The organism is Lentilactobacillus parakefiri (assembly GCF_002157585.1).
Lineage (GTDB): Bacteria > Bacillota > Bacilli > Lactobacillales > Lactobacillaceae > Lentilactobacillus > Lentilactobacillus parakefiri.
Genome location: NZ_BDGB01000079.1, coordinates 126,555 through 140,290 on the forward strand (window position 1 = coordinate 126,555; position 13,736 = coordinate 140,290).

The 13,736-nt window shown below is 43.9% G+C and carries 15 protein-coding genes and 1 riboswitch; all 15 genes read left to right on the forward strand.

Annotated elements, in window-relative coordinates; genetic code table 11:
- Positions 1 to 34: 34 nt before the first annotated feature.
- On the forward strand, positions 35 to 895 hold the full coding sequence (locus LPKJCM_RS09070) for a CvfB family protein (protein WP_057962071.1): 861 nt from the start codon (positions 35 to 37) through the stop codon (positions 893 to 895).
- Between the two features lie 9 nt (positions 896 to 904).
- Positions 905 to 1,792 carry a site-specific tyrosine recombinase XerD gene (xerD, locus tag LPKJCM_RS09075; protein WP_057962072.1) on the forward strand — a complete coding sequence of 296 codons (888 nt, stop codon included), beginning with the start codon at positions 905 to 907 and terminating at the stop codon, positions 1,790 to 1,792.
- A gap of 17 nt (positions 1,793 to 1,809) precedes the next feature.
- The gene (locus LPKJCM_RS09080) at positions 1,810 to 2,172 is read left to right on the forward strand and encodes a hypothetical protein (protein ID WP_057962073.1); all 363 of its coding nucleotides are present in this window, start codon (positions 1,810 to 1,812) and stop codon (positions 2,170 to 2,172) included.
- Complete coding sequence (locus LPKJCM_RS09085; RefSeq protein WP_057962074.1) at positions 2,165 to 2,914, forward strand: segregation and condensation protein A; 750 nt, start codon at positions 2,165 to 2,167, stop codon at positions 2,912 to 2,914. The genes LPKJCM_RS09080 and LPKJCM_RS09085 overlap by 8 nt, the downstream gene beginning before the upstream one ends.
- Positions 2,904 to 3,485 carry an SMC-Scp complex subunit ScpB gene (scpB, locus tag LPKJCM_RS09090; RefSeq protein WP_057962075.1) on the forward strand — a complete coding sequence of 194 codons (582 nt, stop codon included), beginning with the start codon at positions 2,904 to 2,906 and terminating at the stop codon, positions 3,483 to 3,485. The genes LPKJCM_RS09085 and scpB overlap by 11 nt, the downstream gene beginning before the upstream one ends.
- Positions 3,486 to 3,496: 11 nt before the next feature.
- Entirely contained in the window at positions 3,497 to 4,225 is a 729-nt protein-coding gene (locus tag LPKJCM_RS09095) for a pseudouridine synthase (RefSeq protein WP_057962076.1), read from the forward strand.
- 40 nt (positions 4,226 to 4,265) lie between these two features.
- A riboswitch (FMN riboswitch) is annotated at positions 4,266 to 4,387 on the forward strand.
- Positions 4,388 to 4,474: 87 nt separating this feature from the next.
- Complete coding sequence (locus LPKJCM_RS09100; RefSeq protein ID WP_057962077.1) at positions 4,475 to 5,059, forward strand: ECF transporter S component; 585 nt, start codon at positions 4,475 to 4,477, stop codon at positions 5,057 to 5,059.
- 109 nt (positions 5,060 to 5,168) lie between these two features.
- The gene (locus LPKJCM_RS09105; RefSeq protein ID WP_057962078.1) at positions 5,169 to 6,239 is read left to right on the forward strand and encodes a helix-turn-helix domain-containing protein; all 1,071 of its coding nucleotides are present in this window, start codon (positions 5,169 to 5,171) and stop codon (positions 6,237 to 6,239) included.
- On the forward strand, positions 6,217 to 7,674 hold the full coding sequence (locus LPKJCM_RS09110) for a RecQ family ATP-dependent DNA helicase (protein WP_057962079.1): 1,458 nt from the start codon (positions 6,217 to 6,219) through the stop codon (positions 7,672 to 7,674). Before LPKJCM_RS09105 ends, LPKJCM_RS09110 begins: the two co-directional genes overlap by 23 nt.
- A gap of 65 nt (positions 7,675 to 7,739) precedes the next feature.
- Positions 7,740 to 8,375: a LysM peptidoglycan-binding domain-containing protein gene (locus LPKJCM_RS09115; protein WP_057962080.1), complete on the forward strand. Its 636-nt coding sequence runs from the start codon at positions 7,740 to 7,742 to the stop codon at positions 8,373 to 8,375.
- Between the two features lie 44 nt (positions 8,376 to 8,419).
- The gene (cmk, locus tag LPKJCM_RS09120) at positions 8,420 to 9,097 is read left to right on the forward strand and encodes a (d)CMP kinase (protein ID WP_057962081.1); all 678 of its coding nucleotides are present in this window, start codon (positions 8,420 to 8,422) and stop codon (positions 9,095 to 9,097) included.
- A gap of 83 nt (positions 9,098 to 9,180) precedes the next feature.
- Positions 9,181 to 10,431, forward strand: coding sequence for a 30S ribosomal protein S1 (gene rpsA / locus LPKJCM_RS09125; protein WP_087069613.1), 1,251 nt, complete (start codon positions 9,181 to 9,183; stop codon positions 10,429 to 10,431).
- Between the two features lie 97 nt (positions 10,432 to 10,528).
- Positions 10,529 to 11,836, forward strand: coding sequence for a ribosome biogenesis GTPase Der (der, locus tag LPKJCM_RS09130; RefSeq protein ID WP_057962082.1), 1,308 nt, complete (start codon positions 10,529 to 10,531; stop codon positions 11,834 to 11,836).
- A gap of 208 nt (positions 11,837 to 12,044) precedes the next feature.
- A complete protein-coding gene (hbs, locus tag LPKJCM_RS09135; protein WP_013727856.1) occupies positions 12,045 to 12,320 on the forward strand; it encodes a non-specific DNA-binding protein Hbs in 276 nt (91 codons plus the stop codon).
- A gap of 67 nt (positions 12,321 to 12,387) precedes the next feature.
- Positions 12,388 to 13,641, forward strand: coding sequence for a tetratricopeptide repeat protein (locus tag LPKJCM_RS09140; protein WP_087069614.1), 1,254 nt, complete (start codon positions 12,388 to 12,390; stop codon positions 13,639 to 13,641).
- Positions 13,642 to 13,736 lie beyond the last annotated feature (95 nt).

The following is a 13,736-nucleotide window of genomic DNA, read 5'->3' on the forward strand; positions in this document are numbered from 1 at the left end:
AATAAGATTAAGTTGGATTAGATCGGAGATAAGCATGAATAATATTATTACACAAGTCGTAAGTGGTAAGGTCATCGATGAAAATGACAAAGATTACTACGTTCAAATTGAAGGAGAAACGTTTCTCCTTGATAAAACTGAAGTCAAGAAACCTTTGAAGATTGGTGCGACTTTTACTGGCTTTACGTATGAAAATGAACAGCATAAAATGCAAATTACCCGAAATATCCCGGAGATTCGCCGAGATCATTATGGGTTTGCGACCGTTGTAAAAGAAAAATTTGGTCTGGGAGTCTTTGTTGATATTGGGTTGCCGAATAAAGATGTCGTCGTTTCAATTGATGAATTGCCAACGGTTCGGTCTTTGTGGCCGCAAGATGGGGACAAATTACTGATTGATTTGACGGTTGATAACAAGAATCGCATTTGGGGCCATTTAGCTGATGAAGAAATCTTTGCGGCAATTTCCAAACCCGCCAAGGATGATCTCCAGAACAAAAACCTCAAAGCGCGGGCCTATCGACTTAAAATTTCGGGGACAAGGCTTTTGACTGAGGATTATAACTTAGCGTTCCTACATCCTGATGAGCGCCTCATGGAACCACGATTGGGCCAAGAAGTTGAGGCTAGAGTGATCGGCATGCTCCGGGATGGCAGTGTTAACATTTCCACCAAGCCGCGAGCTTATCAAGAAATCGGCGAAGATGCCCAGATGATCTTGGCGGCGATCGAACATACCGACGACAAACAACTCGCATTTAGTGATAAAAGCACCCCGGATGCCATTAAGGATTACTTTGGCATCAGCAAGGGCGCATTCAAACGCGCCTTGGGGCATTTGTTGAAAGAAAACTTGATCGAACAAGCAGACGGACACATTTCCCTGAAAAAGTAGGCTTTTATGATGCACGAACAAATTGAGGACTATCTTCATTACCTACGGGTCGAACGCGGCCTGTCAGACAATACGATTAAAAGTTATCGGCAGGATCTGCAAGAGGCCGGTGCTTTTTTTGACAAACACGCCAAATCACTTGCCAAAGTTGATCAATTTGTCATTTTAGACTATTTAGAAACGCTTCAACAGCAGCATAAAGCCCGCAACACGGTTATTAGGGTGGTTTCAACTCTGCGACGGTTCTTCCAATATTTGGTTCAGTTTAAAGTGATTGAAGACGATCCAATGTTAAAGGTTGACTCACCCAAGAAGGCCCAAACACTGCCAGACGTGCTCACAGTTGACCAGGTCAATTGGTTATTATCGATGCCGGATATTCATAAAAAATTAGGTTTGCGGGATCGGGCAATTTTAGAAACTTTGTACGCCACCGGCCTGCGTGTCAGTGAACTGGTTAATTTGAAGTTGGGTGATTTGCATTTGCCCATGAACCTGCTGCAGACGATCGGGAAGGGTGATAAGGAGCGGATTATTCCGATCAGTGACGTGGCGATTGATTGGTTGAATCAATACATTCGATCCACCCGTGCCCAACTGCTGTCAGGAAAGCCCAACACAGAATTTCTGTTCTTAAATGCTCATGGTCGTCAGCTCAGTCGTCAGGCAATTTGGCAGATGATTAAAAAATATGTCAACCAGGCTGGTATCAAGCGGCATGTCACGCCGCATACTTTGCGGCATTCATTTGCAACTCACTTGCTGGAAAATGGCGCCGATTTGAGAATTGTTCAGGAATTGCTGGGGCATTCCGATATTTCGACGACCCAAATTTACACCCACGTTTCCCATAAACATTTAACGGAAGTTTATAATAAATATCATCCACGCACATAAGAAAAGAGGTTGAATCAATGTTATATCAATACCGAAAAGATTATGAAAAAATTACAATGGGCCTCTTTTCATTAGTTTCCGAACTCCAAAACATGGATTTGGTTGCTCAGGAAATGAGCTGGTATGCCGCCAAAGACGACCGGCTGATTTATTTATGGCGTGATCCTTCCAACAATTGGTCGGGACTAGTGGGAATTGAACTTCACGCAAATCAGCTGCTGGTTCATCAATTAGTCTTGACTCCCCAAAGTGTTAGCCAGGGCAACTACAACCGGATCTTTGATGATTTGCAGGATTTATATCCAAAATATCAAATTGTGGTCGGCTTTGAGCATCGATCGGCCTGGGAAAAATGGGAGAATGTGACTCATCATGCCTGACGTTAAGCAGCCTGAATTACATTTGAATGATTTTGATGGACCACTGGAGGTTCTGTTACATTTGATTCAGGAATCCAAAATGGACATTTACGACATCCAGATTTCTAAGATTACTGAGCAATACATGCAGTATATTTATGATGCGCAGCAGCTGAACTTGGAAATTGTCGGTGAGTACTTTGTGATGGCCGCGAAACTAATGGTTATCAAATCAAAGATGCTGCTGCCAAGAAGCACTGATGATCAGCCGGATGAGCAGCAGGAAGATCCCCGAGAGGAGCTGGTATCCCAGCTGCTGAACTATAAACGATACAAATTGGTGGCGGCTAACCTGAAAACCCGCGAACTGAAACGGCGACAGAGTTTTACTCGAGCTGAGTTAAGCGTTCCGCCGACCAAAGCTGAACTGATTCAGCCGTCTCCGTTTAATAGCGGTGACATCATGGCCAGTTACGTGGATGCGTTAAAGCACTTCAACTATAATCAACCGATGTCAACGGTGATTCACGAATGGTCCTTTACCATCGAAGGCCAAAGTCAGCGGGTTCGGGATCTGCTTAATCGGACGAATAACCATATTTCCTTTGACAAATTGGTTGCCGACTCGACTCAAACTGAAGAGGTCGTTACCGATTTTCTGGCAATTCTAGAAATGGCGAAGTATAACGAAGTTCGCCTCAACCAAAAAACGGTGCGTTCGACCATTGAAATTCGAAAGGGGCCTGGATACGTTGATCAGTAACATTGCAAAGATTGAGGCGCTCTTATACGCTTCAGGTGACCAAGGGATCACATTGCGGCAAATATCGCAACGAACCGCACTAACAGTGGCTGCCTGCCGTCAGCTGCTGGAAAAGATTGTCAAAAAATACAGACAGGATCAAGACAGCGGTGTCAAGGTGTTTGTCAGCAATGACGTGTATCGGTTAGGGACCAAGGAAGAATTGTCAGAATTAGTTGGCGATTACGTGAACGATGCCAAGCCCCGGGTACTATCTGAGGCGGCCCTAGAAACCATTTCAATCATCATGTATAATCAGCCGATTACGCGAATTGAGATTGACCAGATAAGGGGCGTCAATAGTTCAGCTATTTTACACAGGCTGATCAATCAGGATTTAATTGAAGTCACTGGCGTCAAAGAAGCGGTTGGTAATCCCAAACAATACGGTATTACCAACTTTGGCTTGGATTATTTTGGCTTGGAATCGTTGAAGGACTTACCGCCACTGCCGAAGGATGAAGTCTTGGACGACGATACCAGTGATTCATTACTAACCCGTTTTAACAAAGAAATTGATACAGAAAACTAGGAGGTGGATGTATGAACGAAGAACGTTTACAAAAAGTAATTGCCCACGCAGGAGTTGCGTCCCGACGGAAGGCTGAAGATTTGATTGTCAAGGGTCATGTCAAGGTGAATGGCGAGGTTGTTAAGGAATTGGGCACAAAAGTTACAGCCAGTGATGAGGTGAAGGTCGATGAAGTGCCTATCTCAAAAGAAGTTCCGGTGTATTATCTTCTTTATAAGCCAAGAGGGGTGATCACGGCGGTAACCGATGACAAGCATCGTAAAACTGTGGTCGATATTTTAGAAGAGGTGAGCGAACGGATTTATCCGGTTGGCCGCCTGGATTATGACACGTCTGGGTTGTTGTTGCTGACTAACGACGGTGATTTGGATAATAAGTTAACCCACCCAAAGTATGAGGTTGAAAAGACTTACGTCGCCAAAGTTAAGGGAATTGTCACCAATGACGACCTCAAACACTTGCGAACCGGTGTCGTGATTGATCATAGAAAGACAGCCAAGGCTAAGACCAAGCTGATTCGAACCAATAAGGATTCATCAATTGTGCAATTAACGATTCATGAGGGTCGCAATCACCAGGTCAAAAACATGTTTGAAAAAATTGGTCATCCTGTCGAAAAATTAAGCCGGGAAACTTATGGTTTCTTAACCCTTAAAGGCTTGCAGCCGGGAGATTACCGGCCGCTCAAGCCACATGAAGTTGAAGAATTAAAGGAACTGACGAACAAGACAAATCGTTGACATTTGGTCTAGTTCTGCTATTTTTAATGTAAATAAATTGGTTTATCTTCAGGGCAGGGTGTGATTCCCGACCGGCGGTGATAGTCCGCGACTCACGAGTGATCGTGCTGAGCTGGTGAAATTCCAGTGCCGACAGTAAAGTCTGGTATGTAGAAGATTAAATTTTACACGCTTTTTGTAATGCCCTGACAAATTCGTTTTGTCAGGGCATTATTTTGAAGATTGACCATTGGAGGAGAGGTTTTTTCAATGGAAAATAGTGGTAAGCATACGCAGTTTGCAACGGCTCGTTTGGTGGAGATGTCGGTCTTTGCGGGGCTTTCTTATGTGTTGATGTTTTTGTCGGTACCGATCATTCCAATTGTTCCTTACATGCGTTTAGACTTGGCTGACATGCCAATTTTACTTGGAACAGTTTTGTTCGGACCAGTTGGTGGTATGACGATTGCTGGGTTAAAGGCGTTGTTATACTGGGTAACGACTGGTGCGGATGTCATCAATTTCATCGGTGTGGGTTCATCACTTGTTTCATCCCTAGTACTTATTTGGACTTATTATCTGGCGGATCGACTGTTGTCGTTTGCCAAGGGTTGGAAAAAAGCTGCCTTGGTGGTTTTGATGATGGCGACTACTTTGACAATTATTATGTCGCTGACTAACTGGCTGGGTGTCATCCCGCTTTACATGAACCTGATTGGCATGAAGTTAGGCTTTCCATTGGCAACCGTGATTTTAGCGGGTGTGGTTCCGTTTGATTTTATCAAAGGAATTGTGGTTGGGACAGTCTTCTACTTGATTAAGAATAGTTTTCTACCACGGTTGAAGCTACGTTAAAATTAGCTGGAGATAGTTAATACTTTTCGTATATAATTGAATAGTGAGTAATCTTGAAGCTGGGACAAACTTGCGAGTTTGGACTGGCTTTTTGTTTCGGAGGTGGGTCATGGATTTGCGTGTTCTCATGTTAATTTTTGGAAGTGGTCAGCAATTTCGACGGGTAAAGGCCATTAAAAATACTCTGCGTGGTCGTCGAACAGTTTCCAATTTGTATTGGGCCTTGGAATATGGCCTGCTCGACTTTGTTGATGTTCTCCACGGAACGGACTTCGGGGAAGACCAGCTCGTTTTGACACAGTTGGTATCGAGTGGGTTAGCGCGCGCTGATGATACCTTCAGAATTCAATTAACAGCCAAAGGAATTGACCAGCAACAGCGCTACTTGAATCAGCTCCTGCCGCTTAAATACTTAGCTGTTTCATCCCGGTATGATGTCGCTAAGTTCATGCGGCGGTTCAGCTTCGCCTCCCAGATTGTCTCGGAATTCAGCTATGGAAATAATCAGTACTATCCCCAATCAATTAATTATTTTGAAGACCAACTGCTGAAACGCTGGTTCGTCATGAATAAACATCAAGATCTGCCAAGACATTTTCAACAATTACTGCGTGACTTTTTGGGTGATCTGCAACCGGCTGATCTGGCGGATGTCTTTGTCCAGAGCCTGGTTGGCCACAATTTTTCCGGCTTGACCGCTGAACAGGTGGCAGTTAAACGCCGGACGTCAACTACGGTGGTGGCCCTCCAATGGCTGCAGTTGTACGGGATGCTGCTAGAAAAGCTGATGCAAGCAGGTAAGACAAGCCTGTTTTCTCCATTGGTTTCCGGCTTGGCCAAATCAACGGTTTCTAGTAGTGCTCAAGCAACCTTTAAACTATTTTTGCAGCAAAAAAATCATAATCTGCAGGCAATCGCTACTCAACGGAAAATCAAACTGACAACGGTTTATGAGCATCTACTGGAAGTCGCAATCATGTCGAAGACAGCGGCTTTTCCTTATCGGGCACTCATTTCTGATGATCTGATGAACCAGTTGTTGGCTCATCAGCCGCAAAATGTCGGTGAGTGGACTTTTCAAGACGCCAGTCAGGTAATTGGTCAGCTGGCATTTTTCCAATTTCGACTTTTTCAAATATACAGGAGTAAAATGAGTGATGACGATGGATCTCAAGCGTGAATTAAAAAAATATTTTGGCTTTGACGACTTCCGGCCCGGTCAAGAGGATATCTTGAAAAACTTGCTTGCCAACCGGAATACGCTGGCGATTTTACCGACCGGCGGTGGGAAAACCTTGCTTTACCAAATGTATGGGGCAATGACCCACCAACGGGTGATTATCGTGTCACCACTGATTTCTTTGATGCAGGATCAAGTCAGTCGACTCCAGTATTTGGGGTCAAAGCGAGTGGTTGCCTTGACTTCGGCTTTAGATTTTCAAGAAAAGACGGCAATTTTAACTCATTTAAATCGTTATCAATTTATCTATGTTTCCCCTGAAATGCTGGCTAATCAGCAGGTGCAACAACGCCTGATGCAGTTACAAATTGGTCTGTTTGTTGTCGACGAGGCCCACTGTATTTCTGAATGGGGGCCAGATTTTCGACCGGATTATCTCAAACTAGGAACGGTGAGAGAACGATTAGGCAGTCCGTTAACCTTAATGATGACGGCGACTGCAACTCAACCAGTGCGCAGAAACATTATTGCGCACATGAATTTTTCACCCGGTGATATTCACCAAATTGTTCTGCCGGTTAACCGAGCCAATATTTTTTTAAGCGCGAAAATTTTTGCCAATCAACACGAAAAAGATGATGCACTGATTGAGCTGGTTAAACAACTCAACGGGCCGGGAATTATCTATTTTTCGAGCAAAAGTAAAGCAGAACAGACCGCTAACACCTTAACCAATGAAACCGACCGCCGGGTGATGGCCTATCATGGCGGGATGGATAGTCAACCACGCTTTCACATTCAACAGCAGTTTCTGGCCGGAAATTTAGACATTATCTGTGCCACTAGTGCCTTTGGGATGGGGATCGATAAGAACAATGTCCGCTTTGTGATTCATTATCATCTTCCGGCTAATATTCAAAGTTATGTTCAAGAAATCGGTCGCTGTGGGCGTGATCGAAAGCCTGGGTTAGCCATTTTGATGTATGAGCCAAATGATCGCGCTTTACAGATGGGGCTAATTGATCATACGGTTCCCGATGAAAGTCTGCTGGACTATTTGTATGCCCATCCCAAAATGCTTTCGACTGACGATCAGTTTCGAGTGGTCAAATTCTACCACGATAATGGCGATTCGCTCGAACAGGCCAAGACGATCTTTAACCATGCCCGGACTCGGCGGGTGAAGGAGTTGGGAGCAATGGTCCAATACGTTTACACGGAAAAGTGCCGTCGTGATGAACTGTTGAAATATTTTGATGAGGCAGTCCCTGATGGCGAGCGGAATCCTTCATACTGTTGCGACCATGATGTTGATTTTTGGGATCGGTGGCGCGACTTTAGTCGGCAATATTTAAATCAGCCGGCACAATCCAGTCAAAATGAAGCTAAAAGTTGGCAGCAAGTTATCGACCAGCTGTTTTTATCAAAAAATTAAAGTAAATTTAAGTGAATTAATGATAAAATAAGTTTGTCTATATTCTGATCAAGAGGGGGGTCAATATGAATTCGAATGATGAACATCAAAAAAATAACGAGGATCAACCTTGGAACCAAACATTTTCTGAAGATCGTGATGAAAACGGCAATCTTTCTCGAGTCAAGCTTAGAAAACAAAGTCAAAATCATCACTTGATTACGGTCGTGTTAGCAGCGTTAATTATTATTGTGGCTGTTGTTGCACTGGTTTATGGGTTGGTTCGCCAAAGTGCGATGGGAAATGATTCCAAGAGTGCCGAGTCGTCGTCTGTCAGGGTCGTGCGACAGGATAACGCAAAAAAAAAATCGACTTCAGCTGCCCAGGCAAAATCAAGTTCAGCTAAGGCCAAGCCGGCTGTGAAGAAAGATAAACCAAGAGCCGCCAGTAAAGTTTCTTCAACCCGACCAGCGGCTTCAAGCTCAACGTCATCTGTTTCCACTGCTCAATCCAATACTGCTGCCCAGTCGACAGCCAGTCATTCAACGACCAATAAAACGACGGCTACTTCTGGCGGTCATCAGTACGCAACCGTCAAAGCAGGTCAGGGGATGTTTCGAGTGGCATACAATAACGGCTTAACCACTGAACAACTTATGCAGATGAATGGGCTGAGTGCCAATTCAAAATTATATCCAGGACAAAGACTTCGAGTACGGTAGTTCTAGAGTGTCAATCAAAATAATGTCAGGTAAGGAATGTTAGAATGCGAAAAAATGGATTACAAGTAGCAATTGATGGACCGGCATCCGCTGGTAAAAGCACGGTTGCCAAGTTGGTCGCCAAACAATTTCACTATGTTTACTGTGATACCGGTGCAATGTATCGTGCAATCACACTACAGGCAATTTCTCAAGGAGTCTCTTTGGATGATGTTGAGGCAATCAGCAAAATTGTTCATGCCTCAAAAATTACCTTTGCCCCTGATGATGATGGGCAAAAGGTTTTCATTGACGGCAAAGAAATTACTGAGGCCATTCGGCAAGAGGATGTGACTAATTCGGTTTCGGCAGTTGCGGCGATGGGTGAAGTTCGAAAACAGCTTAGTGCGGAGCAGCAAGAGATCGCCAAAGACGGTGGAATTGTGATGGATGGCCGAGATATTGGGACATCCGTCTTACCTGATGCAGAAGTTAAAATTTTTCTAATTGCCAGTGTTGCTGAGCGTGCACAAAGACGGTATAAAGAAAATATTCAAAAAGGGATCAACACACCTTTAGATGAATTACAATTGGAGATAGAGGCAAGAGATTATAAAGATTCTCATAGAAGGATTTCACCGTTAACCAAAGCTAAAGACGCTGTGGAAATTGATACAACGTCACTTTCTATCGATCAAGTTGTTTCAAAGATTGCAAATGTGATAAATAAAACACTGAAATAACAACTAATTAGTCAATTGACTGGTAATATTGTTCAATTTAAGATAAAATTATGATTAGAGTTGTTTCAAGGAGGAATTGTTTGATGAGTGAAAATGCAAATAATGATAAAAATGATTTATTAAACGCTTTAAACAGCGTTGATGAAGTAAAGGTTGGCGACGTTGTCACCGGTGAAGTATTGGCCAAAGACGACAGCCAGCAATTGATCGTGGGAATTGAAGGCTCCGGTGTCGAAGGAGTTGTTCCCCCACGCGAACTTTCATCTGACCAAAATGTTGACGAGATTAAGCAGGGCGACAAGCTTAAGCTAGTTGTTACCTCTCGGATCGGCAGCGACAAAGAGGGCGGTAGCTTCCTGCTTTCTTCAAAGCGTTTGGAAACCCGCAAAGTTTGGGATGAATTAGCTGAAAAGTCAAAGAATGATGAAACGATCACTGCCAAGGTCAGCCAAGCTGTCAAAGGCGGCTTGGTAGTTGACGCTGGCGTTCGTGGATTTGTTCCAGCCTCAATGATCTCTGACCATTACGTTGATGATTTGAATCAATTCAAGGGTCAGGAACTAGAACTTAAGATTATTGAAATTGATCCAATTGAAAATCGCCTGATCTTATCTCATAAGGCCATCGTTCAAGCTGAAAAAGCTGAGGAACGTGAAAAGTTAATGGAAACTCTTCACGAAGGTGATGTTGTTGAAGGGACCGTTGCTCGTTTGACCAACTTTGGTGCTTTCGTAGACCTTGGCGGCATGGACGGATTGGTCCATGTTTCTCAAATCGCTTACGAACGTGTTGACAAGCCTTCAGATGTCTTGAAAGTCGGCCAACAAGTCAAAGTTAAGGTATTGTCTGTTGACTTCGACCGTAACCGAATCTCACTTTCCATCAAACAAACTCTTCCAGAACCTTGGGACGGAATCGAAGAAAAAGCTCCAGTTGGCAGTGTTCTTGAAGGAACAGTTAAGCGCCTTGTTGATTTCGGTGCCTTTGTTGAAGTATTCCCAGGTGTTGAGGGCTTAGTCCACATTTCCCAAATTGCCCATGAGCACATTGATACACCTGCTGATGTTTTAAAGGTTGGCGAGAAGATTCAGGTTAAGGTTCTTGATGTTGATACTGACAGAAAGCGTTTGGCATTATCAATCAAAGCTTTGACGGATGCTCCCGAAGAAGAAGCAAAGCCAAAGAAGTCAAACAACCGACCATCCCGCTCACGTAAGTCTAACGACCGTTCAATCAGTAATGCACCGGAAGAAGAAACCGGCTTTACTTTGGGCGATATCATTGGTGACGAATTGAAGAAGTCCGGCAACAATGACGATGATGATAACAAATAATCAATTATTTTAATCATGAGAAGGGGCTGGAAACAAAACGTAAGTTTTGTCCCAGCTCCTTTCTTTCTGAATTAACCAAGCAAAGGAGGGATTTTTTATGGCATTGCCAACAGTGGCCTTTATTGGCCGCCCCAACGTGGGGAAATCGACCATCTTCAATCGAATTGCCGGTGATCGCATTTCAATCGTCGAGGATACGCCAGGAGTGACTCGCGATCGCATCTATTCACACGGTGAATGGCTGGCAACAAAGTTCGCGATGATTGACACTGGTGGAATCCAAATCAGTGATGCGCCATTTGCAACCCAGATTAAGAGTCAGGCCGAAATTGCCATCGATGAAGCCGATGTGATTGTCTTTATCGTCAGCGGCAAGGAAGGCGTCACCGCAGAGGACGAACAGGTGGCAAAAATTCTTTATCGAAGTGATAAACCGGTTGTTTTGGCGGTTAACAAAGTCGATAACCCCGAGAGCCGTGAAGACATCTATGAGTTTTATTCACTGGGGTTTGGCGACCCAATGCCAATTTCTGGTGTCCATGGGCTGGGCCTGGGAGACTTACTGGATAAGGTCGTCGAAAAGTTCCCGAGGATGGACGAAAAGACCGATAATGATGATATTCGGTTTAGTATCATTGGCCGCCCCAACGTGGGGAAATCTTCACTCGTGAACGCCATTTTGGGTGAGGATCGGGTCATTGTTTCAGACATTGCAGGTACGACCCGGGATGCGATTGATACCCGCTTTGAGGCGGACGACATCAAATTCACCATGGTTGACACTGCTGGAATTCGAAAACGTGGAAAAGTCTACGAGAATACTGAAAGATACAGTGTTATGCGGGCAATGAAAGCCATTGACCAAAGTGATGTCATCTTATTCGTCATGAACGCTGAAGAGGGCATTCGTGAGCAGGATAAAAAGGTTGCCGGGTATGCCCATGAAGCCGGCAAAGCAATCATCACGGTGGTTAACAAGTGGGATACACTGAAGAAGACTAATCATACGCAACAGGATTTTGAAACCTTGATCAGAAATGAATTCCAGTATATGTCGTATTCGCCAATCATTTTCGTCTCAGCCGTTACCAAACAGCGAATCGAAAAGCTGCCGGCATTAATCAAACAGGTGTACGACAATCATGAGAAGCGGGTTCAATCCTCTGCTCTCAATGACGTTATTATGGGGGCAGTGGCGGTTCATCCTACCCCGACAGTTAATGGTAAACGGCTGCGGATTTACTATGCGACTCAGGTGGTGACCGGACCGCCAACGTTCGTGGTCTTTGTCAATAATCCAGATTTGATGCATTTTTCGTATGTCCGGTTCCTTGAAAATCAAATTCGTGATAATTTTGACTTTACCGGAACCCCGATTAGAATCATCAAACGAAGCCGAAAATAGCCCAAAAATCAGTGATTCTTAACAAAATCTTGATTTTTCGGCGTTTATCGACACTAAATTAGGCAAAACCATTGCAATGACGGCATTCTTATGCTATCTTTGAAAAAGAAATGATGTTGGCAAACGGCGTTGTTTCAGCATTCCGGATTTGTGAGAATTCGAATTGCACTGGTTTACATACCTATCTTTGAGGGAGGTGAATACACTCATGGCAAATAAAGCAGAATTAGTAACCAATGTTGCAGCAGCAACTGGTTTGACTAAAAAAGACGCTACATCAGCTGTGGATGCAGTATTTGAATCAATCCAAGCTAGTTTAGCAAAAGGTGACAAGGTTCAATTAATCGGTTTCGGTAACTTTGAAGTACGTCAACGTGCCGCTCGTAAGGGCCGTAACCCACAAACAGGTCAAGAAATTCAAATTCCTGCAAGCAAGGTACCAGCTTTCAAACCTGGTAAGGCGCTCAAGGATGCTGTTAAATAGTATTCATCTGTTAAGCCAGAACGGCATTTGTCGGGCTGGCTTTTTTTATACACTTTGGAGGACAAACATGAGTTATTCAAAAACGGCTTTAGACCAACTTGAAGGCGGCCAAATTGATGATTTTAAGAAATCATTTCAGCAAGCTTTGGCCCATGATTCGGATGATTTGCTGTATTCATTGGCCGAAGAGCTGTATTCACTGGGATTTTCAACTTACTCAAATACTATTTACGAAAAACTATTTAAAAAATATCCAAAAGATGATGGATTAAAAATCAATTTAGCCGAACTTGCCATTGATGACGATCAAGATGACAAGGCACTCAATTATTTATCACAGGTTGCACCTCAGTCAGACGAATACGTCCGTTCTTTGATGGTAGCAGCTGATCTGTACCAAACCCAGGGAATGTTCGAGATTAGCGAACAAAAGCTCTTAGAGGCCCAAAAATTGGCCCCTGATGAAGATGTCATCCAGTTTGCCTTGGCTGAGTTCTATTTCACTACCAGAAACTATCGCAAAGCCATTAATTTGTATCTCGCGCTGATTACATCGGGCACTTTAGAAATGTCTTCAGTCAATTTGGTTGAACGCCTAGGAGTTTCTTACGCGGAGATTGGTAAGTTTGAACAGGCAATGGGCTACTTGGAACAGATCAAACCAATCAACATGAACGCGGACGTTAAATTTGAACTGGCATTCACCTACTTTAATTTGAAAGAATATCAAAAGGCCATTAAAGCCTTCGAAGATTTACGTGACTCCGATCCCCAGTACAGCTCGCTGTATCCATATTTGGCAGATGCTTACGTCAACCTCAAACGGGTTGAGGAAGCCTTAAAGGCAATCCAAGAGGGCATTTCGATCGACCAGTTCAATGAAAAAATCTGGCAGAAGGCCGGCCAAATTGCCGAAATGGCCAACGAAGATGATTTAGCTTTGACCTATTTCCAAAAGGGCCATGAAATCGCCCCTGATGACATGGAAATTCTGACCTTACTATCAGACTGGTACGTTGCCCATGAACGCTATAGCGACAATTTGACGCTTTTAGAGGGGGTCTTTGAGGACCACGTCGTCGATGCCCACCTTGCTTACAATTTGGCATTATCATATCAAAATGCCGGTGAGAGCAAAAAGGCAGCCAATAATTACGAACTCGCCGCCAACGAACTTTCAGATAACCCGGATTTCTTAAAACACGCGACACTGTTTTATCGCGAGATTGGTCAACCAGACGTTGAAAAACAGTACCTGAAAAAGTATTTGGATCTGGTTCCTGATGATATGGAAATGGAAGCACTGTGGGATGAAATGTAATTGACATCCCCGCAAATTAATAACAGAAAAGGCCACCAGTAAGATGGGCCATATCGCCAAAAGTAACCTAAAATCCTTGGCGGTCTCCCTCAAAC